This window comes from Fodinibius saliphilus (assembly GCF_005869845.1).
Taxonomy (GTDB): Bacteria; Bacteroidota; Rhodothermia; order Balneolales; family Balneolaceae; genus Fodinibius; species Fodinibius saliphilus.
Map to the genome: position 1 here is coordinate 101,584 of NZ_VAWF01000002.1, position 25,554 is coordinate 127,137.

The window sequence follows — 25,554 nt, forward strand, 5'->3', positions numbered from 1 at the left end:
TACAAGAATAATTTTAAGCAGGTCGGCTTCCAGAATTTACGAACTAACTATTTTTAATTATGTCCCTTTTCCGCATAGATCCCGATAAACCATTTGATGGTCCTCACCAACAAAACATGCAGGTGGTAACGGGTGGAGTATCAACCGAAAAGGCTTCCCTGGCCATGATACTGACCCACGGCCGTGGAGCATCAGCTCAAAGCATGATGCTCTTTGCTGATGAATTTGAACGGGATGATATTCACTATCGAGCCATACAAGCAAGGCGACACACTTGGTACCCGCGGTCTTTTCTGGCTCCTAGAGAAAATAATCAGCCTGGAATCTCCAGTGGCTTACAAGCTATCTATAACCAAATTTCAGAACTCAATAAGAGCGGAATAGCCACAGATCATATCGCTCTACTTGGTTTTTCCCAAGGGGCTTGCCTTACTACTGAATTTGCAGCTCGACATCCCCAACGCTATGGTGCGGTTGTTGGATTTAGTGGCGGACTCATTGGAGACATGATTGACGAGAGTGCTTATGAGGGAGACTTAGACAAAACACCTGTATTCTTGGGGTGCAGCAACAGAGATCCACATATTCCCCAAGAAAGAGTAGAGTGTACTGCTCGTATTTTACAACAGCTAAACGCGGATGTAACAAAGAAGATCTACAAAGGAATGGGCCATACGGTTAATGAGGATGAAATCAGTGAAGTCAACAAAATATTAGAGACTATCTAACGCAGGAAAACATGCAGGCTTTTGTAACGCATACTTCTTTTACAAAGAGTATCGAAAAGTCTAATCCATTGCATCCAGCGCTTTGGCAATCATCTCTGAAAGCACCGTCACATAGCGATCGCCCAATTGCTCACTTCCAAGACTATTGAGCTCTTGCCATTTACTTCTGATCTGCTTGGCAACCCGTGCCCCTTTTGCAGTAGAGACAACGGATGTTGTTCGTCCCTCTGACTCTCGTTCGACAAGTTCACGCCGCTCTAGTTTCTGCACTAATCGTGTAATAGTAGAGGGCTTTAGATAGAGGCGTTCTGCCAACACACTGGGCTGGATACCCGGATCATTTTGAACCAGTAACAAGAGCAGGGCGTGCGATGAGGATAAACCTACCGACGCAAAAACCTCATCAGCCTGCCGAGAGAGTTTTCGGGAAAAAGCTGCTGCTAAGAAAAAAAGATTCCCTTCAAGAACATCATCGTTATTTTCTGCCATAGTATTTATTTTGGCTGTGCATGCAAACCAATATAGTGATCAAAGCGAATTTAAAAAACAAATCTCAATACAAGCAGATTTCTATTAAAAATAATTATATCTCCAAAATTCTCACTGCTATCTGTCGATATCAATATCCCAAATTCGTTCACAATAGTCTCGTATTGAACGATCAGAAGAGAAATGCCCCATATTAGCGACATTGAGAATGGCCTTCCTATTCCAATCAAAGGTATTGCGATAATTCTCTTCGACCTCTTTCTGCTTGTCAATATATCGTCGAAAATCAGCCAGTACCATAAAGTAATCTCCCTGGTTAAGTAAAGCATTAGTAATAGGATGAAAAAGATCCGGGGCATCAGGATTGAAATATCCTGAATGTATCTGGTCTATTACTTTCTTCAGTTCTTTATCATTCTCACAAATCTCTTTCGGATGATAGCCTTTATTCCGTACCTCTTCGATCTCATCTACCGTATGACCAAAAATAAATATATTCTCATCCCCTACCTGCTCCCGAATTTCAATATTAGCCCCGTCCAAGGTTCCTATTGTCAGTGCACCATTTAGTGCAAATTTCATATTACCCGTGCCCGAAGCTTCCATTCCTGCAGTTGAGATCTGCTCAGACAAGTTAGCAGCCGGAATCATCTTTTCGGCCAGCGATACGCTGTAATCCGGAAGAAATAAAACTTTTAGCTTGGGGGCCACCTCCGGATCATTATTAATGACCTCTGCGACACTATTAATCAACTTAATTTGCAATTTTGCCATCGTATACCCCGGAGCTGCCTTACCTGCAAATAGGAGCGTACGAGGTTCTATATCAGCTTTGGGATTTTCTTTCAAACGATTATACAAGGTCATAGCATGCATAATAGCCATTAACTGACGCTTGTACTCATGAATTCTCTTGATTTGAATATCAAATATTGAATGAGGATCTACCTGCACACCCATCGTCTTTTTAATGTATACTGCTAGCTGCTTCTTATTATGAAGCTTAATTTCTTTAAACTGCTCTTGGAAATATTCATCTTTGGCAAACTGCTCAAGCTGCTGCAGCTGCTCTAAATTTGTCACCCAATCACTGCCTATATGATCAGAAATAAGCTCTGACAACGTTCGATTACACTGGCGTAGCCACCGCCGGGGCGTAATACCATTTGTTACGTTGGTAAACTTTTCCGGGAAATGGTCACTAAATTCACTGAATATGGTCTGCTTCATCAGCTTACTGTGTAGCTTCGATACCCCGTTTACCTTTTTGGCTCCAACAATACCCAGGTGCCCCATTCGCACACGTGATTCCATCTCATTACTGATGATACGCATATCATTCTTTTTACTGGTGATATTGCGCTCACCTTTTACCGAAATAGTATTTAAGAAACGGCGATCAATTTCTCGAATAATCTGTGTATGTCGTGGCAATAGATGTGACATCAGCGAAAGCGGCCACTTCTCCAGGGCCTCCGGCATTAAGGTATGATTGGTATAGTTGATTGTCTTAGTTGTTATATCCCAAGCCGGCATCCACTCTAAGCCTTCCTCATCCATCAGCATCCGCATTAACTCCGGAATTGCCAAATTCGGGTGCGTATCGTTACACTGAATCGCCATCTGGTTGGGGATCTTGTTCAAATCATCAAACTGCTTCTTAAAACGATTCATCGCATCCTGTAGCGAGGCTGATACTAAAAAGTATTCCTGCTTCAAACGCAATTCCTGCCCCTTAAACACCTTATCATTCGGATATAACACCCGTGAAATGTTCTCCTCCAGCAGGTTATTCCGTACCGCATCAATATAATCTCCTTGGTTAAAACTTTTTAGATCAAAACCCTCATCAGAAGTTGCTTTCCAAAGGCGAAGGTGATTAACCACATCATTTTCATAACCGGGGATAGGAGTATCATAGGCCAGAGCCGTCACATTGTGTGTATCCACCCAATCAAAGTGCAGGCGCCCGTTCCTATCTTCGTTGACTGTAGTTTTTCCGTAAAAGCGTACTGAATATTTTTTCTTGGGACGTACTACACTCCACGGGTATCCATACTGTAGCCATAAATCAGGTTTCTCAACCTGCCAACCGTCTTCAATATCCTGATCAAAAATCCCATAGTCGTACCGAATACCATATCCTAATGCAGGTACTCCCAGAGTAGCCATTGAATCCAAGAAACAAGCAGCTAATCGGCCAAGACCTCCATTGCCGAGACCCGCATCCGCTTCAGCCTCACGCACCTTATGATAATCAAGGCCAAGCTCTTCAATAGCATCTGCCACCACATCTTGCACTCCCAAATTGATAAGCATATTATCCATTAATCGTCCAATAAGATACTCCATCGATAAGTAGTACACCCGTTTCGACTTTTGAGCATAATAGCTTTGCTGGGTATTGATCCAGCGGTCATGCAGGCGATCCATTACAGCCATTACTACACTCCTGTAATGATCCCACTCTGTGGATGAAAACTTATCTTTTGCCAGTGTATAATGCAGATGCTGATGAATATCTTCGCGAAATGCATCCACATCCATACCCGTGCGGGGATTATGCGAGGTGTCTGAAGGCATTATCTGTAAACCCAATTATTCTTTTGTGTTAATTGGATAATTAAATGCGAAAATAGAAGAATTAAAAACCAAGACCCCATTTTTTTGCTTTCATTCCGTCAAATGATATCTCAAGGTGATTATAACGCATGCCCAACTCCCTTTGATCTTGCATAAGATACAATAAAGAATTCCATCAGGAGACCTGCTTAATACCACAAAATCGTCAACACGTAAAAGTCTCATTAATAGCAATACTGCTACCTCGACCGGCAATTGTAATTGTATAACCATCAGAATCTTGGTCATCGGCGCTGGTTGAAGTTGTTCCTTCTACAGTTCCGATAGATCAATTGCCCCCTCCATTATCGCCATCACCGAAAACATTATCGGGCCCGGTGCTGGAATCGCTACTTGAGTTAAATCCGATAAAAATAGGAGTAATAGTTTTTTATAACACACTATTGATGATATTATTCGAATTCCAACCTAGTATGAAAAGTACACAAATGGTGTATTGCGAAATACTAATCGGTAGGGGAAATATAAAACCGATAATGTGACTAAAAAGGTAGGGTCAAGGAAAAAGTATGATAACTTAAACTCTTTCATCCTTTCAAAAAAGAGTATATAAATTAAAGCTCAAATAAATGCTTTTACCCTTTCCTATAGATCCCATAGTCGGGCTCAAACCCGGGACGAGTAAGACTACTAGGCAGATCAAGTTCCAAGAAACCTTGATAGGCATTGGTTGCAACAAAATCTTGTTCAAAGATCCCATAGACTGCAGAACCACTGCCCGTCATGGAAGCATATAAAGCACCAAACTCATACATTTGGTCCTTGAGGTTTCCAGATACATGGATCCGGGGAAAAACAGCCTGCTCCAAGTCATTAAACAGCGTATACTGCCATTCATCGATGGGTTCTTTGGTAAGCGTCTTTTTTAGGTCAAAATCGGGATCCGGGTTCGGCACGCAATATTTGTAGGCCTCAGCTGTACTGCTCTGTTTATTGGGATAACATGCCACAATCCAGTGATCAGGCTGAATATCCAGTTCTTCAATTTCATGCCCAATACCTTTTCCGATACCTGTCTTACCTTTAATAAAAAAGGGTACATCTGCCCCAATATTTCGGCTTAAGTCAATAAGCTCATCATCGCTGAGCCCCATTTCCTCAATTTTGTTAAGCATCCGCAGAGTTAAAGCAGCATTACTGCTTCCACCACCGAGACCTGCCCCCGTCGGGATACGTTTATCAACCCGGATCAGATAATTATTTTTAAGCCCCACATACCGATCTAATGCTGCTATAGCTTTATTTATAAGATTACTTCCATCGGTTGGTATCTCTTCATCACTGAGCTCCAGCTTCATCTCTCGTGCCTGGCGAACTTCAAAACGATCGCGCCATTCCAAGAAACAGAAACCTGTTTCAATTGCATGATATCCTGTTGGCAAGCGATCCAGCACATGCAGACCCAAATTAATTTTGGCGTATGAATCTGCAATCCAAGTATCGTTGGACATATTGTTAACTCTTTATTCTAAATAATAATTTATCTAATAGTTCTTAGCACCCACAATCAGAAAAGCTATTCATCATTCACAAACTCATCCTTAATCTCTAGCATGAAGTCATAGGCCGCATCATGTTCATTTGGGATCTCCCCGTCTAAAATTGCCTCTTTAATCGCATCTTTAATATCCCCGATAACTGGCCCTGGAGAGATATCCAATGCGTCCATAATTTCATCACCGCTTATAGGGTTGGTCCAGTTACGCATACGATCTTTAGCTTCAACCCGTTTAATTTTTTCTTCAACACGGTCAAAGTTCTGGTTATAGCGTTTTACCTTGTAATCATTTTTACTGGTTATATCTGCACGACAAAGAAGCATTAAATCCTCAATGTCATCCCCGGCCTCATAGATCAGGCGTCGAACGGCACTATCTGTTACTTCATCAGAAACCAACGCTATAGGTCTCAGGTGCAAACGTACTAATTTTCGAACGTAACGCATACGCTCATCCAAAGGCAGCCCCAATCTTCGGAAGATTCCCTTTACCCAATTGGCACCCAACGCATCGTGTCCGTGGAAGGTCCATCCGGTTCCGGGTTCAAACTTTTGAGTAGCCGGCTTAGCAATATCGTGCATTATAGCTGCCCAACGCAACCATAGGTCACCTCCCTTTTTGGCAACATTATCAAGCACTTTAAGAGTGTGCCAGAAATTATCTTTGTGACGCACACCCCGCACCTCTTTTACGCCATGCAGCTTAACCAGCTCAGGGAAAAAATGATGCAACAAGCCTGTCTTAAAAAGATGCGCAAAACCGATAGAAGGTTTGGGAGCCATCACAACCTTGTTGAGCTCTTCAATGATTCGCTCCTTCGAAATAATCTCAATTCGTTCAGCCATCTCTTCGATACCCTCATACGTCTGAGGTTCAATATCGAATTGTAGCTCGGTAGCAAAACGAATCGCCCGCATCATGCGCAACGGATCATCGTCAAACGTTTTGAGTGGATCTACCGGCGTTCGAACAAGCTGCTTTTTTAAATCCTGTATTCCTTCAAAAGGATCAATAAGCTGCCCGTAATTATCTTTGTTGAGCGACCATGACAGAGCATTAATTGTAAAATCGCGACGCAGTTGATCATCTTTTAGCGTGCCATCTTCCACAATTGGTTTTCGGGAGTCGCGGCTATAACTTTCCTTGCGCGCACCAACAAACTCCAGATCCATATTCTCATATTTAATATGCGCCGTCCCGAACTGCTTAAAAACAGAAAGGTTATCAACGCCCAGCTGTTTAGAAATTTCTTTTGCCAGCTTAATACCCGAACCTATCGTCACAAAATCGATATCCTGCTCATCAGCATCTTTGGTTCTGTTCAGATAAAAATCACGCACATAACCACCTACCACATATACATCCTGCCCTACAGCTTCTCCGGCCTCGGATATAACTTCAAATACTTCTTTGTGTTGCTTAGGGATATCTTCCACGTGCCCTTTCTTTGTTCAAAAATTACCAATCTGAAAACGAGCGTAAAAATAAGAACAAAAACGCTTGCTTTCAGGTATTCTTTGCTTAATCTTTTAAGCAACCAATCATCAACATATTATCGTGAAAAGTTCACCGGCCAAAAAAGCATTACTAATTAGTTTAGTGGTATCTGTTGTGTCGCTGGGGTTAAAGATCAGTGGCTTCTGGATCACCGGTTCTACCACTGCCCTTTCTGATGCTGCTGAATCTATCATACATGTTCTTGCCGTCTCTTTCGTCTTTTATGGGCTGCTATTGAGCAATAAGCCAGCCGATGAAAAGCACTTATATGGACACGAACGTGTTGAGTTTCTATCTGTGGGAGTGGAAGGAACAGTCATTACTTTAGCAGGTATCACCATTATCTACCAATCAGTAGAAAATTATCTCCATGGATATGAACTCAAAGAATTAATGAGTGGAATATACCTTATTGGAGGTGCTGGGATTATCAATCTTGTGCTCGGAACCTACTTGGTAAAAGTAGGCCGGCGGGAAGATAATATGATGGTGATCAGTAATGGCAAACATACCCTTACTGATGTTTGGACCAGCGCCGGGGCAGTAGCTACACTTCTCATTATCAAATTCACAAACTTCACTATACTAGATTCGCTGGTAGCTATTCTGTTGGCGCTATACATCATGTATGAGGGCGGGAAATTACTTAAATATTCGATAGACGGCCTGATGGATTCCCGTAATCCTGCTACTGATACTGCTATTAGAAACGAGTTGGCAAATGATCTGCCCGGTTCCATGATTGATGTGCATAACCTGCGACACCGTACTACCGGAAATACCACATGGATTGAGCTTCATGCCATATTCAAGGAAAAAGTGAGCCTTAAACAAGCTCACGATGATGCTACGATACTTGAAAAAAAGCTGATCAATGCCATAAATAGCGATGTGATCGTAACAATACACTTAGAACCGGAAGGACATCATGAAGAGGTGCACGATACGCTACGAGATGCAGATCAACAGCGACCACTCGAAGACTTTATTTAAGAGAGACCTCTAAGAATAGTATTGAGATATGAGTATTCCAATAAAATGCCAGCAAATACTCATATCCCAGATCTTACTACTCAGTAGTTAAACCTCTATTCCAATCTTTGTATGGTCACCCAGATGTACTTCCTGATCCACATCTTTTAACTCAGTATACCGACCTATGGTTGAGTCTTCGATGGTACAATCTTCGAGGGAAGCATGTTCCTGGATAAGACTATTTTTAACAGTACACTTTTTAAGTGTAGATCCTTCAGCAATACTGGCCTTGGGCCCGATGATACAATTATTGAGATCCACATCATCCCCAATATACACCGGAGGAATAATCTTGGTATCAGGGAAACGATCTTCATCGATCTCCTCGTATTCCTTCTCCACGAGAATTCCCGAAGTCTCGCGCCATGCCGGCAAGGTCCCGCAATCTAACCATTGATCGACCGTCGCTTTACGGAAAATTTTATCATCCTTAAGCAGGCGATCCAGTGCATCGGTAAGCTGGAACTCCCCACCATGACCACGCACATCATGTTCAAGCAAGTACTCAATTTCTTTTTTAAGCTGCTTGCCTTCTTTGAAATAATACACCCCAATAATAGCCAAATTAGAAATAGGCTCGTCGGGTTTCTCTACAAAATCAGTAATCTTACCATCTTGTTCTACTGCAACACCAAAACGGGAGGGATCTTCTACCTCTTTAAGCCAAATAACGCTGTCAGCATCCTCAATAGATACAGAACCTTCCATATCGAAAATAGTATCAGCAAAAACGATGATACACTCCCCGCTCAGATCTTCCTCGGCGCAATAGACAGCATGGGCTGTGCCCTGGGCAGTCTCCTGGACACGAAAGGTTGCCTTCGCCCCTTGGCGGTCGCTCATCGCCTTCAATGCATCCTTAATCTCTTGTCCAAAGTCAGGACCCAGAATAAACACAATTTCATTAATATCACGATCTAATGTTCGCGCAAACGTCTCCACAATACGTTCTACAATCATTTTTCCAGCCACAGGTAAGAGTGGTTTTGGAACAGTATGTGAATGGGGCCGGACTCTTGTTCCTCGACCTGCCATTGGGATTATTAATTTCATATATTTCAACGAATTTTAGATGAAAGATTATCTAATTTGTTTAGCGCGTTAATATAACGGAAGTTCCATACTTTAGCGACCGTTCATCACTTATTAATTCTTTAACAAACGGCTTCAATTTGAATTGGTATTTACATTTTCTTGATCTCCTTATATTGGCCTTCGTTATTGTATTAACCCGGCATACCTTTCTAAGGGGACGCTATTTCTTACATATCTTTCAACAGCACGGCTATAAATTTAATGAGTATTGGCACTGGCTTTTTGAAAACTGGAATAGGCGTGTAGTAACACCGGAACATATACTGTACAACATTGTTATCGTTGTTTTGCTGTTTTTTATGTCGAACACGGTAACAGGAAGTACGGCAATTGTTATATTAAGTTTGTTTGGCATTTTCTGGTTTACCCCCTTCAAATACTATGGAAATAAAGAACCCAAGAAACCGCTTGTTTTTACCGCACGGATGGTTCGCTTAACCATCCCTTTTGTACTTCTTTCATCACTGCTGCCAATAGCAGTCACCTATATTTCATATAGTGGTTTTATCCCCTTTACCGGATATGGACTCAAAAACCAAGGGCTTTATGCTGCCGACATGTATCTTTTGGGATTTGGTTGGATCTTGGCCAACGCATTAATTCCCTTTTTTATTTTTATTGCCGGCACATTAACAAAACCAATAGAAGCATATATACACCGGCATTTTATAAAGCTGGCCCGTAAAAAGCTTAAGCAGATGCCCGACCTTACCGTTATTGCCATTACAGGCAGCTATGGCAAAACGAGTACTAAGTTTATGATTCGTGACCTGCTAAGCGAACGCTTTGCTGTCTGCTCTACCCCGGGCAGCTATAATACCCCCATGGGCATATGCAAGGTTATCAATAATGATTTAGAAGCCCATCACCAAGTATTGATACTTGAAATGGGAGCACGCTATGAAGGTAATATCGATGAACTCTGCGATATCGCCGAACCGGATATTTCGGTTGTTACGAATGTAGGGGTCGCACACCTAGAAACGTTTGGGTCTCAAGATGCTATTGCGCGCACGAAATCTACTATAGTAAGCAGAACCAAACCCAACGGAAAGACCGTACTTAACGCAGATGATAAACGCGTGAGTGTTATGGCTGAGCTCCGAGATGATTTAAAAGTCATCAAAGCTGGATTAACACAAGGAGATGTTCGAGGCGACAATATTCAATACGGTTCGGATGGAATGCAGTTTACTGTCACTGTTGATGAAGATAGCGAAACTTTCAAAATGAAATTACTGGGGGCACACAATGTCCAAAATATGCTGCTGGCTGTTGGGGTATCTCACCTTTTGGGCCTTCGCCTAACAACCATGGCAATCGCAGCAACCAGGATGGAGCCGGTTGAGCATCGTTTGGAACTCAAAAAACAGGCAGATCTTACTATCATTGATGACGCTTTCAATTCCAATCCCGTAGGAGCTCGCAACGCTGTTGAAACCCTCTCTGAATTTAACACCGGCAGACGTATTATTATCACACCGGGCATGATAGAACTGGGTGATCTTCAAGATGAAAAAAACTATCAATTCGGAATCCAAATTGGTAAAGCAGATTTAGATCTGGTCATCCTTGTGGGAGCGCAACAAACTCAGCCAATTAAAAAGGGCATTGCAAGCACTGACTTCGATATGCAAAAGGTAGTAACTGTAGGCAGCCTATACGAAGCAAACAATAAAATGCAACGTTTTGCCCAAAATGGAGATGTCGTGCTTTATGAAAACGACCTTCCAGATAGTTTTAATGAATAGGTTGGTTTAGCAAAAGTAAAATAGAAAAGGGTTCCTTTGCTCGAAGCAATGGAACCCATATTATTTGCAAATAATAATATTACCAACTCACTTCTATTCCCAACCCTGAGTTAATCATCCCAAAACTTCTAAAGCTACTGTCATCAACAATAAAAACATTCAGCCCTGCTTCACCAAAAATAGCGAAATGCTTGCTCATGCTGTACGATGTCCCAAAAAGTGCCCCGGGACCAATAACCGTATCATCAAATTGGAGATGCAGATTTATGCCCCAATAGGTGTCTAAACTTTCTACATCCGACAAGTTAAAATTTCTGAGATAACTTAAATCCAACACAAAGCTATCGTTTATTCCGGAAGAGTTAGCCGAGAAGAAACCAAGTGTTCGGATGGTATTACCACCTCCAAAATTGAAGTTGGTCCCAACCATAGGAGAGACTCCGCTTACCTTCATAACACCAGAAATATCTATATCATCGGTTTGCTGAGCATATGCTGTTGGAGCTATCATTAATACACAAATAAGAAAAGCAGAATGTATTAATAGTTTACTTATAGATATGTTTTTATCTTTATTCATCATGAAATATAGTTATTGAATAATGGTTTAGATGGAAAAACCAAGCTGATCTCTCCATTCGATATAAACTAGACGGATAAAACGAGGTAAATGTTTTACCGAATACTACTCTAATAATAATTTAATTTTTTAAGTTGCAGCCCCATTTACTGAAGACTGCAAGTCTTAAAAAAAGAACCATTACTCAGCCATTATTTTTTCAATTTCATCTCGCTCTTTGGGTACATCAGTCATATTTTCAAAGCCATCCTCAGTAATAATAAGATTATCTTCAATGCGCACACCACCAAAGTCCATCATATCATTAAGCTTAGATGCATTCAGAAATTTAGATGCCTTATCATCTTCCAGGGCAGGCTTAAGCAGAGCCGGCACAAAGTAGAGACCGGGCTCAATAGTCAACACCATGCCAGACTGCAATGTTCGGCGCATCCGAAGGTATTTAATACCCGGCCGCTCAATACGATCAACTCCTTTCGGATACCCTCCCACGTCATGTGTATCTAGGCCCAGAAAATGTCCCAGTCCGTGGGGAAAGAAAAGAGCAAAAATATCCTCTTCCATCAGGTCATCAATAGAACCACTAACAATATCCGCATCCTTCAGTCCCTGCATCATTACTCGTGCTGCTAAAATATGCAGGTCTTCCATCTTCACATCCGGTTTTGAAGCTTCAATAACCTGCTTCTGGGCTTCCAGTACCGCTTCATAAATTTCTGCCTGCGTGCTGCTAAATTTGCCGTTGGCCGGATAAGTTCGCGTATAGTCCGATGCATAGCCATTACACTCGTAACCAGCATCTATCAAGAAAAGATCTCCATCTTTTACTTCCCGGTCATTCTCCACATAATGCAAAATAGCGCTGTTTTCTCCCGCAGCAAAAATACCGTTGTAAGCATCCTGCATCAACCCATTCTTAATCTGATGGTAGTCAAAAACAGCTTTGAGCTCGTGCTCATATTTACCGGGCTCCAGGGCGTCAAGTACTGCCCGGTGTGAAATATTATTTACGCGTGCTGCCTCTCGCATCTGGTCGAGTTCCCAATCAGTTTTAAATACCCTGCAGTGGGTTATGGCATCATCCAAAGCATCCAGATCGATAGGTAATTCACGCTCAAACTCCTCAATAAACTCTGCCTGTTCTTCGTCGACGCAGTATATCTTATCGGGATTAATTTCTTTAAGCACCTGTGGCAACTTATTCTCAAAATGCAAGTAATCAGGCTGATACTCCTCTTGCAGCTGCTCTTTGGATTTTACACGCCCATGCCAAACCGCATATTGCGCATCTCGCTTTGGAGCAAAAAGGTGATATTCCTGCTTTTGAAGATCCAAGACAAGGTGAAAGTCAGGCTCATTTACTCCCGTCAGATACCAAAAATTGGATTCTTGACGAAAAGGGAACTCGTAATCGGTATCATACCGGTACATAAGATCAGCCCCCTTCATATAAACAATAGAAGATTCTTCATCGTCGAGTAGAGAAAATAGTTTTTCGCGGTGTAAATGATGCATAAGAAATTGTTTAATGAAAATGGAATCTGGAACTTACGAGAAAAATAGTATCTAAGAAACTACAACAGCTTATATTTAGGGTAGGTGTTCAGCAAAAATATGGTCTGCTTGTGCAACAATTTCTGCCAACTCATCTTGCTGCCAAAGATTCCAGTAATCACCAATATTAAAGGTGCTAATACCGGCTTTCGAATATAATGCACTGTTTCCTTCTCGCTCTTCATTCAGAAGATCAATATTAATCTCCAGGACCGCCTTATTATCATCTTCTACATTTAGAATAATGATCATCCTATTGCCTCCATATGCCGTATTAAGAGTTGTGAAAGCTATACGTCGCTCTTCAGTAATCGCGTGAATTTGATAATAATGACTTAAATCTATATCTGAAGGCCCTTCTCCAAAACTCAAATATTGAATGTTCTGATCTCCCGAAAGCCAAAATCCTGGATACCTCGTTGTTATCCACTCTTTGAGTTTCGGCGAGGTATTACTCCCTGCAAACCCACGACTTTTCCAGTGATCAAAATTGACTGCCCACTCTTTTTCTTTATCCGTTATAAATGGCGGTGTCTGAGTAAGAGACTCAACATTTTCCGATTTCCTATCAATAGCATACCAGAAGTCATTCACCCCATTTGTAAGTAGCAAATACGGAGCCTTCACCTTCCGGTTATAGCGGCCCACTTGCGCTGCTGTTTTTTCAGAAATCGGGATATACTCAGCTTTACATTCTACCAATAACTTTGGTTCAAATTGCTGATCATAACATATAATATCAGTTCGCATTGCTTTATCACCGATTTTTCCAATAGCTTCTTCTGTAGAGATGCGATTTTTTGACCAACCAAACTTCATAAGAGCCTCAATTACACGCAGGCGTACTCGTTCTTCAGGCAGGTTTTTCAATACTTTTTTATGGATAGGATTCCATAACTTCTTTTCACGATTCCGCCACACAACCCGAGGATAAACATGTTCAACTATACTAGGCATAGCTACAAATATATAATTTTTCGAAAATAACTTATGCGTCCTATAATAATATTCTTAACAGTTGTCGTATTTGTATTGCTAAGATACCTTGCAAATCCTTAAACCTTGTTAAGGGATCTGGTTCTACCGTCACTGCTTTTTTTAAAGGGAGCCCCCCTTCGGGCTTATGGTTTGCAATAACCTCCACCAAACAAAAAAAGGCCCCGAACTTCGGAGCCTTTTTGCTTTATAAATTTCTGCCTATCTATGCGTTTGCCATCTCCTTCTCTTTGTCCATCTGTCTGTAGATAATTAACTGCTGCCCGATAGATACTACATTATAAATGAGATAGTAGAGACTTAATCCCGCAGCAAAGTTATTAAAGATAAACAGTAGCATGAAGGGGAATATATATTGCAGAGCCTTCATATTTGGTCCGCCGGCAGCACCTCCACCGCCGCCACCGGGTCCCATACCACCGGTTAGTTTGCTTTGCGCCATCATAGCGGCAGTCATGAGCAATACAAAACCAGCCAGCTGGTCACCCAGGAAGGGCACTTCAAAAGGCAGACTTAATATATAATCAGGAGCTGAAAGGTCTCCGGCCCACATGAATTCCTGCTGTCGAATTAAGATCGAGTTCTGGAAGAAGCGCCAAAGTGTAATTAAAATAGGTAACTGTAAAAGATTCGGCAGACATCCGCCCAGCGGATTAACCCCCTCATCTTTATACAACTTCATTGTTTCTTTCTGCTGCTTCTCAGGATCATCCTCATACTTTTCCTTAATCTCCTGCATCTTAGGCTGTAACTCCTTCATTGCCGCCATGCTTCGGTAACTCTTCTTTGTAAGCGGGTACAGGACCATCTTAATCAGTATAGCAAAGAGGATAATCGCGAATCCGATACTCATGTAATTTTCGGCAGCATCGAAATATGGGATAATAATGTACTCTACAAGAGGATCAGACATCCAGCTCAACCAAGAATAACCAGTATCAACCATACCATATGCCTGTGCATCATATGAAGCCAGAGCATGGTAGGCCATAGGACCTACAAAAAGATTGAACGAGGTGTTTCCTTGTTGAGAGATATTTGTAGTGACGTACGACTTATAATTATGTTCGGTATTCAGCTTTCCTGTTTCACCTGTCTGTTCACCTATAAGGTGGGCACCCTGTGTGGTGTTTGGAGTTTTAATAATCTGGGTAAAGAACTTTGTTCGTGTTGCCACCCAATCAATAGCCCCATTATAGTCTTGGGTATTTCGTCCTGCCTCATCCAGTTTCAGCCGTTCCATCTCTCCGCCGGTATAGACATAAGCAGATGAATACGTTGCCTCCAGCGTGGGATCTTTCTCTGTAAATTTTAGCGGCGACGTCCATCCGAAGTCTACGGTCCCGCCAATAATATCTCGTTCTAACCCTTCAAATGAGACATCAAGCCCAAATTGATGAGAATTTCCTCTCAGTGTATAGGTATAAACAATACGTTTATTTTCACTGATATTTAATGCATACCGAAGCTGTACCGAATCGCCCTCTGCTACGGTAAGTGAATCGGCATTGGTAAGAGATTCAAAAACCAGCTCATCAGTTTCCACATTATAATTTTCACTGGTTAGGAAACCCATCGCATACGCCGAATGCGTAGTATCTTTAATCATGTCCACGGGCTTATGGTCCCATGTCTCATAATCTTTGAGTGTTATTTGTGAAGGACCTGCACCAACATTCGTAAAAGTGGCACGATAAAGTGGAGTTTTTACAACTGTTTCAGAAGTGTCAGAGATACTGGCAGCCGAAAACATCCCCATATCTTGGGGAGCTTCCTGTTCAGAACGCAATGATTGAGGTTGTGTTTCTGAGGGGGATTGTACCTCTTCTTCGTTCTGTTGGTTTTGGGTATCCTTATTTTGTGCCATTGCCCTAGCACGCTGGCTATCAGCTTGGGCAGCAGCGATACTGTCTTGCCGCGCCTGGGCCTTACGTTCGCGAAGTTCCTGTTCTGATGGCATGCTAAAATAGGCCCATGCAACCATCACAATGAATATTAAGATTAAGCCGGTTACGGTATTACGATCCAAGAGAAATCCTCAGTTAAATTAAGTTTTTGAATTCGTTTTGTGCTCGGGTACGGGATCATGCCCCCCTTCACTCCAGGGATGACAGCGAGCGATACGCTTCACTGTAAGCCAAAACCCTTTAATAGCCCCATGTCTTCGAAAAGCTTCTAAACTATATTGGCTACATGTGGGATGATACCTGCAACTGCTTGGTATCCACGGAGAAATAACAAGCTGATAAAAACGGACAAGTCCAATAAACAGGTATTTCATGGATTGGCAGACGAAATGGCAGGGAGTTGATCGCGCACTTGTTCGAGCAATGCTACTACATCGTGCTCAACATCTTTAAAAGGCACATCAACAGCATTGGCCATAAGCGCTCCATGAAAAGCAAGTTCCTTTTCTCGAAGGAAGGCCGACAATGTATGTTGATGAAGCCGATAAGCTTCTTTGAGAAGCCGTTTCATTCTATTTCGTTTATTTGCTTTACCCAAATTTTTCCTTACAATAAATCCCATAAGGCAGCCGAAAGATGTATTGTCAACAATTTGAAACCGTATATTTACATACTTCTTACGGTAAATATAAGCATCCTGTTCAAAAAGACGCTTAAAATTCTTTCGGCCCCTCAGGATCTTAGCTTTGGATAAGCTTAAATCTTTATCAGAGCTCGAAGAGTGGTTACTTCGGCCCTTGCTCATCACTAATAGTGATACTGTGGCGTCCTTTTTGACGACGCTTCTTCAGCACTTTTTTTCCGTTTTTGCTACTGTTACGCTTACGGAAACCATGCTTATTTTTTCGTTTACGACTGCTTGGTTGATACGTACGTTTCATGACTATAAATCGATTTATGAAAATTCGCTTCTAAGAGAGACCCCTAAAATAAAAATAAATTTAGACAATAAGAACCATAATTTATCGGTTACATTTAATGCATACACAGAGGCACCCTAATAAAAATGCGAAATTATACTGTTAAATAATTTGAACAGGCTCTGTGTAAACTGTAACTTTCACAAATCATATTAATTGCACGAGACAAAACTTTTCTATGTTCGACACATTAGGTGATAAAGTTGGTGATCTTTTAACGAGTATTTTTGGATCTAAGAGCGAGCGCGACCTCAAAAAGATCTGGCCCATAGTGGAAGAAATCAATGAACACTATGAGGAGATGGAAGACCTTACGGATGAGGAGCTCAAACAAAAGACCGAATCCTTTAGGCAAAAAATTAGTAATGCTACGGCGGAAGTAGAGGAAGAGATTACTGCTATTAAGGATACCCTAAATAGCAGTGATGAACTTTCGGTATACCGTCGTCGCGAACTAGCCGAAGAACTTGAAGAGCTTGAACAGGAACAGACAGATATCATTGAAGATGTACTGGATGAATTACTTCCAGAAGCCTTTGCCGTAATGAAGGACACTTGTCGGCGCTTCCTAGGCGAGAAGTGGATGGTTGGCGGCAGCATGAACGAATGGGGTATGGTACCCTATGACGTACAGCTGGCCGGGGCTGTTGCTATGCACCAAGGGAAAATTGCTGAAATGAAAACGGGTGAAGGTAAAACACTGGCAGCTATTATGCCGGCCTACCTAAATGCGTTAAGTGGGCGAGGTGTTCATGTAGTAACCGTTAATAATTACTTAGCGAAACGTGATGCCGAGTGGAATGAACCGTTGTTTAACTTCCACGGACTCGAAGTTGATTGTGTTGATCTCTATGATCCCAACTCTGAACCCCGAAAACAGGCCTATCAAGCTGATATCACCTACGGAACAAATAATGAATTCGGCTTTGATTACCTACGCGATAATATGGTCATCAACTCCGACCAACTTGTACAACGTGATCACAACTTTGCCATCATTGATGAGATTGACTCTATTCTTATTGATGAGGCCCGAACACCACTTATTATTTCTGGTCCGGTACCCGAAGATACCCGTTCCGAAAAGTATGAAGAACTTAAACCCCGGGTAGAGTCACTGGTAAAAGCCCAGAAAAAGCTTGTTGCCTCTCTTGTTAAAGAAGCTCAACAAGAATTGGAAAAAGGCAATAGAGAGAGCGCGGGGCTGGCCCTGTATCGTGCACAACGCGGATTCCCTAAGAACAAGAAGTTCCGGAAAATGATGCAGATTCCGGAAAACCAAAAGCTCGTCCAAGAGACCGAAGCTTTTTACCTACAGGATAATGCCAGCCGACTTCCCGAAGTTGATGAAGAGCTCTACTACTCAGTAGATATGAAGATGAATAATCTTGAGATGACCGAAAAAGGGCGACAGTTTATTCTGAAAGATGATGAAGATGAGGAGTTTTTCGTTATCCCTGATCTGGGTACCGAAACTACTATTATAGATGAAGAAATTGATGAGCTTCGCGAAGAAAAGATCGAAGAGATCAAACAAAACGATGACTTTAGCGAAGAGTATAAAGAGGAAAAGATTGAAGAAGCCAAAAAGGAAGTAGCACAGGAACGCGAACGACGTTTCAACGAGCTACATCGCCTGTTTGCTGAACGTAGCGACCGTATCCACACTATTAACCAGCTGCTTAAAGCCTATACTCTTTTTGAACGAGAAGAAGAATACATTGTTCAAGAAGGCAAAGTCCAAATTGTAGACGAACATACGGGCCGTGTACTATCAGGACGACGATATTCTGACGGTCTCCACCAGGCTATTGAAGCTAAAGAAAATGTGAGTGTTGAAGCTTCTACCCAGACTTATGCTACTATTACGCTGCAGAACTACTTCCGGATGTACAATAAACTATCCGGAATGACCGGTACTGCTGCAACGGAGGAGGGAGAATTCAATGAAATATATGACCTTGATGTCGTAATTATCCCCACCAATGAACCGGTTATCCGGGATGATAAAGAGGATCTCGTATTCCGTACGAAGCGTGAAAAATATAATGCGGCAATTGAAAGAATCCGGGAGTACCATGAAAAAGGGCAACCCGTACTCGTAGGTACTACCAGCGTTGATGTGTCTGAAACCATCAGCCGAATGCTCAAACGAGCCAGCATACCTCATAACGTATTGAACGCCAAACACCACGCACGTGAAAGTGAGATTGTAGAAAATGCCGGTCAGCCCGGAGCCGTTACCGTGGCTACCAACATGGCAGGACGTGGTACCGATATTAAATTAGCCCCTGGCGTAAAAGAAAAAGGCGGACTTGCCATCCTTGGTACCGCCCGCCATGAATCACGACGTATTGACCTACAGCTTCGTGGGCGTGCCGGTCGTCAGGGAGATCCCGGCGAATCTCAATTTTTTGTATCCCTGGAAGATGATCTGATGCAGCTATTTGGCTCTGATCGTGTTGCCAGCGTTATGGACCGCCTCAACTTTGAAGAAGGCGAAGTCATTACCCATTCCTGGATTACCAAATCGCTGGCCCGTGCCCAATCAAAGGTTGAGCAAAACAACTTCAGCATACGTAAGAAACAGCTGGAATATGATGATGTACTCAACAACCAGCGTGAAGTTATTTACAAACGCCGTAAGCACGCACTTGAAGGCGATGAGCTTCGCAGCGATCTCTATGACATGCTTGAGGAGCTTGTCGAAAATGTAGTTGAAGAACATTACCCCGAAGGGGAGCTCGACGAAATTCAGGATACTATCCTGCGGTTCTTAGCTGTAGATATCGATCTTGACCGTGAAGAGATGGGACAAATGGGACCTGATGTACTCATTGATCATATCATTGAACGTGCCTATGAGGTTTACGACCAAAAGGAACAGATGATCTCTGAACCAATCTATGAAGTAATCAAAAATATTGAAGCCTCTGATGCAGAAGAAAAGCCCAGCAAAGTGCAGGTTATCTTTACTGATGGAATTCGGCGCATGAGAGTGGTAGTTGATGTAGAGCAAGCTCTTGAAAACGAGGGACATGAAATTGCCCGTGCTCTTGAGCGTACTGCAGTTCTATCAACCATTGATAATAAATGGATGGATCACCTTCGCGAACTTGATGCTGTAAAAGAGGGTATTGGGCTTCGAGCCTATGGTAAAAAAGATCCTCTCTTGGAATACAAACGCGAAGCATTTGAAATGTTTAAGCAACTTCTTGATGAAATAAACCAAGAGGCTATTTCACTAATTTGGAAAGCTATTCCCGAAATGCAGGCCGACCAACAAAAATTACAGCAGGCCCCAAAAGAGCGTGCTAAAGTGGATATGAACCGAGCCAAAACCAAGCACTCAGATGCTACAAACATGGGCTTTAAGTCCGGCCAAGCACAGCAGGATGGTGGACAACAACAGCGTAGTGATCAAAAGCCAGAACCGGTGACCGTTGAAGAAGAGCCCGGGCGTAATGACTATGTCAAAATCCAAAATATGAGCAGTGGCGAGGTTATTGACATTAAATGGAAAAAAGCCAAGCGAATGGTTGAACAAGACGGCTGGGTTCTTATTGAAAAATAGCTTATCGTTATTGGTTAATGGATACCATACAACCAATAACTTTAACCATTAACCTGTAACAGTATGGAAGTATTAGGACTTGATATCGGAAGCTATGGTATCAAAGGCTGTATTGTTGATACTGAAAAAGGCGAAATAATTTCGGAGTACAAAAGTACTCCCCCGCTCGAGGATAGTACACCACACAAAGTATTAGCAAAGGTGTACCATTTGGTACACAAAGAATTCGAGTGGGATGGCCCCGTAGGATGTGCCTTTCCTGCCCCCGTTAATAACGGCATTGTTTTATCTGCCAAACGTATCGACGATTCTTGGGTAGATGCTAATGCCGAACAACTTCTCTCTGATATTACTGATAATATCGTCACTGTTATCAACGATACCGACGCCACCGGACTGGCCGAAATGCGTTTCGGAGCAGGAATTAACCAAAACGGGCTTACAATAGTACTAACTGTAGGCACCGGTATCGGCTCATCCCTTTTTATGGATGGCAACCTAATACCCAATACTGAACTCGGGCTACTCGAAATTGACGGTACTATTGTTGAGAATCATGCCTCCAATAAAATCAGGAAAGAGGAAAATCTTCGAAAAAAAATCTGGGCTAAACGATTGGAATTGGTACTTGAGCATTTTGAAAAGGTGTTCCATCCCGACTTGTTTATCCTCGGTGGACAACTAAGTAAAAAGACCCAAAAGACCTTTCCATATATCAAAATAAACACAACCTTTAAACCAGCCGAATACCAAAATGAGGCAAGCATTATTGGCGCGGCGATGGTTGCCAGTAATAAAGGAAACGAAGTATTTTATCGCTAGGTTATTATATTGGTATAATAAAACTGCCATGCCGCAAGTAGCCGTCGTCTTCAAATTTCCCTATGGTGGACTATTATAATTTTCGGCAGCTTCCAAACCAGATTGAAGAAAAAAAGCTGTTCAAATACCGATCTTATGCTGCACAATCGGCTCACTATCTGCTTCGAACAGTTATAACTATATTCTTCTTATCCATATTTATCGTCCTGCTTCTTCGCTGGATTACCCCGCCTTCAACATCCTTTATAGTACAACGACAGTATAAAGCCTGGCAAAACGGTCACCCCCTGGAACTACAACATCAATGGGTTTCAATGGAAAACATCTCTCCTCATCTTAAGATGGCCGCCATCTCATCAGAAGACCAACGTTTTTCTGACCATTGGGGTCTTGATATCAACTCTATTCAAAAAGCGATAAAAGAACAAAAAAATGGAGAAGATCTTCGGGGAGCCAGCACTATCACACAACAAGTTGCCAAAAACCTTTTTCTATGGTCAGATCGATCATACCTGAGAAAAAGTATTGAAGCCTATCTGGCCATTGTTATTGAATTGCTTTGGCCCAAAAAACGGATTCTCGAAGTCTATTTAAACATTGTAGAGTTTGGAGATGGTATATACGGAGCCGAAGCTGCTGCCAAACGCTATTTTAATAAACCTGCAGCACAACTTTCTAAATGGGAAAGTGCTTATATGGTAACAGCCCTGCCCGCCCCCAAACGCTACAACTTGGATTATCCCTCAGACTATATGCTTTCTCGCAGCGCTTGGGTAATGCGGTATATGGACTTCCTAGGCAATGCTTCTTACTTAGAAAAGATAGATTCTTGATGACCACCAAAGACGTAAAAAGATGTACTGCTCTTGCCCCTCTCAGGAATCCTTCATTTATTGCCATCAGAAAATAAAAACGTATTTAGCTATAATGAAACAACTACTTACCCTTTTCAGCTTACTACTCTTGCTGCCCGGATTTGCACAGGCCCAGACGTCTCTGGATACACTCAGTCTTAAATCTATCTTTTATGAACCGCTGTTGGCCGGTAATCGCCCTGACTTTAACACCTTTTCTCCCGATGGAGAATATATCTACTATCAGGCTAACGACTCGGCCATGGCTAAAGAAGAGCTATTCCAAGTAGACCTCAATGGTACAAAGCGAAAACCTGCACCTAAAAATATCCAAAGACGATTTACTGTTTCGCCCAGCGGCAAAAAGCTTTTATATAATAAAAAGGGAGATCTGTGGATCGCCAACATTGATTTCGAAAACAAAAAACAACTTACTGATTCTGAGATCCCTGAATACAGCCCCAGTTGGTCTCCTAATGGTAACCGTATCGCTTTTGTGATGGAAGGGGATGTGTGGATTCTGGATATTAATAGCAGTCAACTAAAACAGGTGACGAATACCTCAAAAGAAGAGCTAAGATATAATATTACTAGCTGGGCCGGTGAGGATAAACTTATCTTATCGCAATACGATACCTCTGATTATGAAGAATACTATTTCCCCGACTACGTAGGTCACTATGTTGAAACCGGTGCTACTCGAAGAGGCATTGCTAAAAGAACCTATTCCGTAGCTTATCTTGACTCCAGCAAAATTGATCTTCTCTTTGAACAGAAGGGCTATGTAAGTTCCAGTGTTAGCTCTGGTGGTCAATATCTTGCTCTTGATATCATGGATGCTGCTATGAAAAATCGCAAAATAAAAGTATACGACCTTACTGAAGCATCTTCGGAAACTGTTTTTGAAGATTCTACGAAAGGATGGTTATACGGTACCGATATGGAGTTTTCCCCAGAAGGGAAAAAACTAATGTTCCAGTCAGAGCAAGATGGATGGAATCATATCTACACGGTAAACCCTGATGGAAGTAACCTGAACCAACATACCACGGGTACTTTTGAAATCCCTTGGGCAGAATGGACCGGTAAAGAAACAATAGTTTTCACCTCAACCAAAGTAGACCCCGGTGAACGACATATTTATACCCTCGATATCACCAGTAACAAAACCAAAAAGCTTACAAATAAAAGAGGGTACCGTAAAAACTTTCGACTAAGCCCTAACAAACAACAGCTGGTATATAGTTACAGTTACTTCAATCAGCCATTTGAGCTTTACAGTCTCAACCTGGAAAATCCCCAAAAAGAAGTTCAATTAACTGAAACCGTTCCAAATCGTTTCCATAAAATTGATTGGCAAAAAGAAGATTATATACGTTTTACTGGGCGTGATGGAGAAACGAACCTCTCGATGTCAGTACTTGAACCACTCAACAAGCAAACTAAAAAGAAACATCCCGTGGTAGTCTTTGTTCATGGAGCCGGTTCACTACAAAATGTTTACAAAGGATGGTCATCCAGTTACTATCGAGAATATATGTTCCACCAGTACCTAACGACCCAGGGATATTATGTGATTGAGGTAGACTATCGGCATAGCACAGGATATGGACGTGAATTCCGTGAAGATGTAACAAACTGGATGGGTAAATACGAAACTCAAGATATCATAGACGGTATTAATTACCTGGCAGAAAACTATGCTCAAGCTGACACCAGCAACGTAGGCATCTATGGTGGTAGCTACGGTGGTTTTATGGCCCTGTATGCTACCAGTGTAGCTCCTGATTATTTTGATGCGGCAGCAGCTTTGCGAGCCGTTACAAACTGGGATAATTATTATCACACGAACCCCTGGTACACCCTGCCACGACTCGGCAAACCCAAAGCCGACTCTGCCAACTATGCCCGAAGTTCTCCCATTACCTATGTTGATGAGCTAGAACAACCTGTACTTATCCTGCACGGTCTCATAGACAATAATGTGGGGTTCCAGGATGCTGCCCAATATATCGAAGAGCTGGTTCAGGCAGGGGACAAAGAGTTTGATATGATGATGTATCCCTCGGAGCGGCATAGCTTTAAAGACCCTGATGCCTGGTACGATGAATACAGTCGAATCTACGATTTTTTCGAAGAAGAACTAGATGAATAGAAAACTAAACCACTAAACTCTTGAATAATACCTATTGAAGATTTATCGGGTGTTATTCCAAGAAGTGAATTTTTATTCTATAAAAAATCACAACAGTTGGTTTATATACCTGAAAAAGATTAAGTCAGTAATATTTATCGAAATATTCTTTTTTTTCTTAGGTTCTTATCTTTTTGAGAAAAGACTCCAATAATCATAATTCGTGACATTTTATGGCTTGGATTGTTGTTGCCATAACCACATTAATAGTTGCCCTTTTTGTAGTAGAGCTACAGATTGCCGCACCTCCATACATGGAAGAAACATCCAACCACTTTGATGGTAAAAAGTTCGTAAATCCCAATGACGGAGATACACACCACTACTGGGAAGTACTTAAATGGTGGCTTAGTGGATACGACAGGGGGGAATGGTATCAACTGAATGAAGAGGATCTAACGCAACATCCCCTGCCCCCATCCAAAGTATCTACTGGCAACTTTAAGGCTACATTTGTGAACCATGCAACCTATCTACTACAGGTGGATGATCTCAACATCCTGACTGACCCGGTGTGGAGCTTTCGTGCCAGCCCCTACCAATGGATCGGTCCCAAGCGCATGCGCCCCCCCGGTATTGCATTCGAAGACCTGCCTGATATTGATGTCGTACTGCTTACCCATAATCACTATGACCATCTGGATTTATCAACGGTTAAGAAGTTACAAAAAAGATATAAGCCAAAGTTCATAGTACCACTTGGGGTTGAAAAACTTTTACACGATCACGGCATTATTAATACCTCTCATCTTGACTGGTGGGACCACCACCCCATTTCGAACTCACTTTCTTTAACAGCGGTACCTGCCCAACACTTTTCCGGACGGGGCCTTTTCGACCGGAACAAAACACTGTGGTGCGGCTATGTGTTACATGCATCGATAGGAAACATCTATTTTGCTGGCGATACGGGTTATGGTGATTTTATTAGAGCAATAGGTAATAAGTTTGGTCCTATACATACCTCCTTTCTCCCAATCGGTGCCTATAAACCACGCTGGTTTATGCAAAAAATTCATATGTCACCGCGAGAAGCCGTTAAAGCACACAAATACATTCAGTCTCAACAGAGCTTTGCCATGCACTTTGGTACTTTTCCCATGGCCGATGACGGGATGTATGAACCCATTGAAGAACTGAAGCATGCCTTAGAGGAGTTCCAAATCAACAAACAACAATTTAGGGTTCTTAATGAGGGAGAATCTGAATTCTTAACCCCTATTGATTCTGCTAATGTGGCTTAGGGTTCTTCAATCTTACGGTCAATTCTTCCATATTATTTTCTAGACACCAGCCATAAACTAAAAACTGGCTACCACATTATTTATTAAGGAGAGAGGACAAATTTAGCACGAA

General features: G+C 42.1%; 20 protein-coding genes. 8 read left to right on the top strand and 12 right to left on the bottom strand.

What is annotated here, in order from left to right; all coding sequences use genetic code 11:
* Positions 1–59 precede the first annotated feature (59 nt).
* On the top strand, positions 60–728 hold the full coding sequence (locus FCN14_RS08455; RefSeq protein ID WP_138430844.1) for an alpha/beta hydrolase: 669 nt from the start codon (positions 60–62) through the stop codon (positions 726–728).
* Positions 729–788: 60 nt separating this feature from the next.
* On the opposite strand, the gene FCN14_RS08460 is transcribed toward FCN14_RS08455, so the two are convergent.
* The 4 genes from FCN14_RS08460 to FCN14_RS08475 all read right to left on the bottom strand — a co-directional run bounded on the left by FCN14_RS08460 (position 789) and on the right by FCN14_RS08475 (position 6,795).
* Positions 789–1,217: a MarR family winged helix-turn-helix transcriptional regulator gene (locus tag FCN14_RS08460; protein ID WP_138430845.1), complete on the bottom strand. Its 429-nt coding sequence runs from the start codon at positions 1,215–1,217 to the stop codon at positions 789–791.
* Positions 1,218–1,334: 117 nt separating this feature from the next.
* Positions 1,335–3,800 (bottom strand): glycogen/starch/alpha-glucan phosphorylase, encoded by a 2,466-nt coding sequence (locus FCN14_RS08465; protein ID WP_138430846.1) that lies wholly within the window; start codon positions 3,798–3,800, stop codon positions 1,335–1,337.
* A 635-nt stretch (positions 3,801–4,435) separates the two neighbouring features.
* Positions 4,436–5,311 (bottom strand): 4-(cytidine 5'-diphospho)-2-C-methyl-D-erythritol kinase, encoded by an 876-nt coding sequence (gene ispE / locus FCN14_RS08470; protein ID WP_138430847.1) that lies wholly within the window; start codon positions 5,309–5,311, stop codon positions 4,436–4,438.
* Positions 5,312–5,376: 65 nt separating this feature from the next.
* Positions 5,377–6,795 carry a CCA tRNA nucleotidyltransferase gene (locus FCN14_RS08475; protein WP_138430848.1) on the bottom strand — a complete coding sequence of 473 codons (1,419 nt, stop codon included), beginning with the start codon at positions 6,793–6,795 and terminating at the stop codon, positions 5,377–5,379.
* Positions 6,796–6,916: 121 nt separating this feature from the next.
* On the opposite strand from FCN14_RS08475, the gene FCN14_RS08480 reads away from it, so the two are divergent.
* Positions 6,917–7,849 (top strand): cation diffusion facilitator family transporter, encoded by a 933-nt coding sequence (locus FCN14_RS08480; protein WP_171032858.1) that lies wholly within the window; start codon positions 6,917–6,919, stop codon positions 7,847–7,849.
* An 87-nt stretch (positions 7,850–7,936) separates the two neighbouring features.
* On the opposite strand, the gene FCN14_RS08485 is transcribed toward FCN14_RS08480, so the two are convergent.
* Complete coding sequence (locus FCN14_RS08485; RefSeq protein ID WP_246043138.1) at positions 7,937–8,944, bottom strand: sugar phosphate nucleotidyltransferase; 1,008 nt, start codon at positions 8,942–8,944, stop codon at positions 7,937–7,939.
* Between the two features lie 119 nt (positions 8,945–9,063).
* Between FCN14_RS08485 and FCN14_RS08490 the strand changes: the two genes are divergently transcribed.
* Entirely contained in the window at positions 9,064–10,737 is a 1,674-nt protein-coding gene (locus FCN14_RS08490) for a UDP-N-acetylmuramoyl-tripeptide--D-alanyl-D-alanine ligase (protein ID WP_138430850.1), read from the top strand.
* 79 nt (positions 10,738–10,816) lie between these two features.
* Here the strand turns inward: FCN14_RS08490 and FCN14_RS08495 are convergent, their stop codons facing one another.
* From FCN14_RS08495 to rpmH, 7 genes are all read right to left on the bottom strand, one after another.
* The gene (locus FCN14_RS08495) at positions 10,817–11,248 is read right to left on the bottom strand and encodes a hypothetical protein (protein ID WP_138430851.1); all 432 of its coding nucleotides are present in this window, start codon (positions 11,246–11,248) and stop codon (positions 10,817–10,819) included.
* A gap of 249 nt (positions 11,249–11,497) precedes the next feature.
* Positions 11,498–12,832, bottom strand: coding sequence for an aminopeptidase P family protein (locus FCN14_RS08500; RefSeq protein WP_138430852.1), 1,335 nt, complete (start codon positions 12,830–12,832; stop codon positions 11,498–11,500).
* Positions 12,833–12,907: 75 nt separating this feature from the next.
* Complete coding sequence (locus tag FCN14_RS08505; protein WP_138430853.1) at positions 12,908–13,828, bottom strand: type I restriction enzyme HsdR N-terminal domain-containing protein; 921 nt, start codon at positions 13,826–13,828, stop codon at positions 12,908–12,910.
* A 244-nt stretch (positions 13,829–14,072) separates the two neighbouring features.
* Positions 14,073–15,896 carry a membrane protein insertase YidC gene (gene yidC, locus FCN14_RS08510; protein WP_138430854.1) on the bottom strand — a complete coding sequence of 608 codons (1,824 nt, stop codon included), beginning with the start codon at positions 15,894–15,896 and terminating at the stop codon, positions 14,073–14,075.
* A gap of 18 nt (positions 15,897–15,914) precedes the next feature.
* Positions 15,915–16,148 carry a membrane protein insertion efficiency factor YidD gene (gene yidD / locus FCN14_RS08515; protein WP_138430855.1) on the bottom strand — a complete coding sequence of 78 codons (234 nt, stop codon included), beginning with the start codon at positions 16,146–16,148 and terminating at the stop codon, positions 15,915–15,917.
* Complete coding sequence (locus FCN14_RS08520) at positions 16,145–16,579, bottom strand: ribonuclease P protein component (RefSeq protein ID WP_138430856.1); 435 nt, start codon at positions 16,577–16,579, stop codon at positions 16,145–16,147. Before FCN14_RS08520 ends, yidD begins: the two co-directional genes overlap by 4 nt.
* On the bottom strand, positions 16,560–16,715 hold the full coding sequence (rpmH, locus tag FCN14_RS08525) for a 50S ribosomal protein L34 (protein ID WP_138430857.1): 156 nt from the start codon (positions 16,713–16,715) through the stop codon (positions 16,560–16,562). The genes FCN14_RS08520 and rpmH overlap by 20 nt, the downstream gene beginning before the upstream one ends.
* A gap of 217 nt (positions 16,716–16,932) precedes the next feature.
* Between rpmH and secA the strand changes: the two genes are divergently transcribed.
* From secA to FCN14_RS08550, 5 genes are all read left to right on the top strand, one after another.
* Positions 16,933–20,328, top strand: coding sequence for a preprotein translocase subunit SecA (gene secA, locus FCN14_RS08530; protein ID WP_138430858.1), 3,396 nt, complete (start codon positions 16,933–16,935; stop codon positions 20,326–20,328).
* A 63-nt stretch (positions 20,329–20,391) separates the two neighbouring features.
* Positions 20,392–21,150, top strand: a complete 759-nt coding sequence (gene ppgK / locus FCN14_RS08535; RefSeq protein WP_138430859.1) for a polyphosphate--glucose phosphotransferase — start codon at positions 20,392–20,394, stop codon at positions 21,148–21,150.
* A gap of 62 nt (positions 21,151–21,212) precedes the next feature.
* Positions 21,213–21,983: a monofunctional biosynthetic peptidoglycan transglycosylase gene (mtgA, locus tag FCN14_RS08540; protein ID WP_138430860.1), complete on the top strand. Its 771-nt coding sequence runs from the start codon at positions 21,213–21,215 to the stop codon at positions 21,981–21,983.
* Between the two features lie 94 nt (positions 21,984–22,077).
* Complete coding sequence (locus FCN14_RS08545) at positions 22,078–24,159, top strand: S9 family peptidase (protein WP_138430861.1); 2,082 nt, start codon at positions 22,078–22,080, stop codon at positions 24,157–24,159.
* A 212-nt stretch (positions 24,160–24,371) separates the two neighbouring features.
* Positions 24,372–25,442 carry an MBL fold metallo-hydrolase gene (locus FCN14_RS08550; protein WP_138430862.1) on the top strand — a complete coding sequence of 357 codons (1,071 nt, stop codon included), beginning with the start codon at positions 24,372–24,374 and terminating at the stop codon, positions 25,440–25,442.
* The last annotated feature ends 112 nt before the right edge of the window (positions 25,443–25,554 follow it).

Coding starts and splice junctions, on each gene's coding strand:
- rpmH (WP_138430857.1), bottom strand. CDS start 16,715: ATGAAACGTACGTATCAACCAAGCAGTCGTAAACGAAAAAATAAGCAT.
- FCN14_RS08495 (WP_138430851.1), bottom strand. CDS start 11,248: ATGATAGCTCCAACAGCATATGCTCAGCAAACCGATGATATAGATATT.
- FCN14_RS08520 (WP_138430856.1), bottom strand. CDS start 16,579: ATGAGCAAGGGCCGAAGTAACCACTCTTCGAGCTCTGATAAAGATTTA.
- ispE (WP_138430847.1), bottom strand. CDS start 5,311: ATGTCCAACGATACTTGGATTGCAGATTCATACGCCAAAATTAATTTG.
- yidD (WP_138430855.1), bottom strand. CDS start 16,148: ATGAAATACCTGTTTATTGGACTTGTCCGTTTTTATCAGCTTGTTATT.
- FCN14_RS08455 (WP_138430844.1), top strand. CDS start 60: ATGTCCCTTTTCCGCATAGATCCCGATAAACCATTTGATGGTCCTCAC.
- FCN14_RS08550 (WP_138430862.1), top strand. CDS start 24,372: ATGGCTTGGATTGTTGTTGCCATAACCACATTAATAGTTGCCCTTTTT.
- secA (WP_138430858.1), top strand. CDS start 16,933: ATGTTCGACACATTAGGTGATAAAGTTGGTGATCTTTTAACGAGTATT.
- mtgA (WP_138430860.1), top strand. CDS start 21,213: ATGGTGGACTATTATAATTTTCGGCAGCTTCCAAACCAGATTGAAGAA.
- FCN14_RS08460 (WP_138430845.1), bottom strand. CDS start 1,217: ATGGCAGAAAATAACGATGATGTTCTTGAAGGGAATCTTTTTTTCTTA.
- FCN14_RS08545 (WP_138430861.1), top strand. CDS start 22,078: ATGAAACAACTACTTACCCTTTTCAGCTTACTACTCTTGCTGCCCGGA.
- FCN14_RS08500 (WP_138430852.1), bottom strand. CDS start 12,832: ATGCATCATTTACACCGCGAAAAACTATTTTCTCTACTCGACGATGAA.
- FCN14_RS08485 (WP_246043138.1), bottom strand. CDS start 8,944: ATGAAATTAATAATCCCAATGGCAGGTCGAGGAACAAGAGTCCGGCCC.
- ppgK (WP_138430859.1), top strand. CDS start 20,392: ATGGAAGTATTAGGACTTGATATCGGAAGCTATGGTATCAAAGGCTGT.
- FCN14_RS08465 (WP_138430846.1), bottom strand. CDS start 3,800: ATGCCTTCAGACACCTCGCATAATCCCCGCACGGGTATGGATGTGGAT.
- FCN14_RS08505 (WP_138430853.1), bottom strand. CDS start 13,828: ATGCCTAGTATAGTTGAACATGTTTATCCTCGGGTTGTGTGGCGGAAT.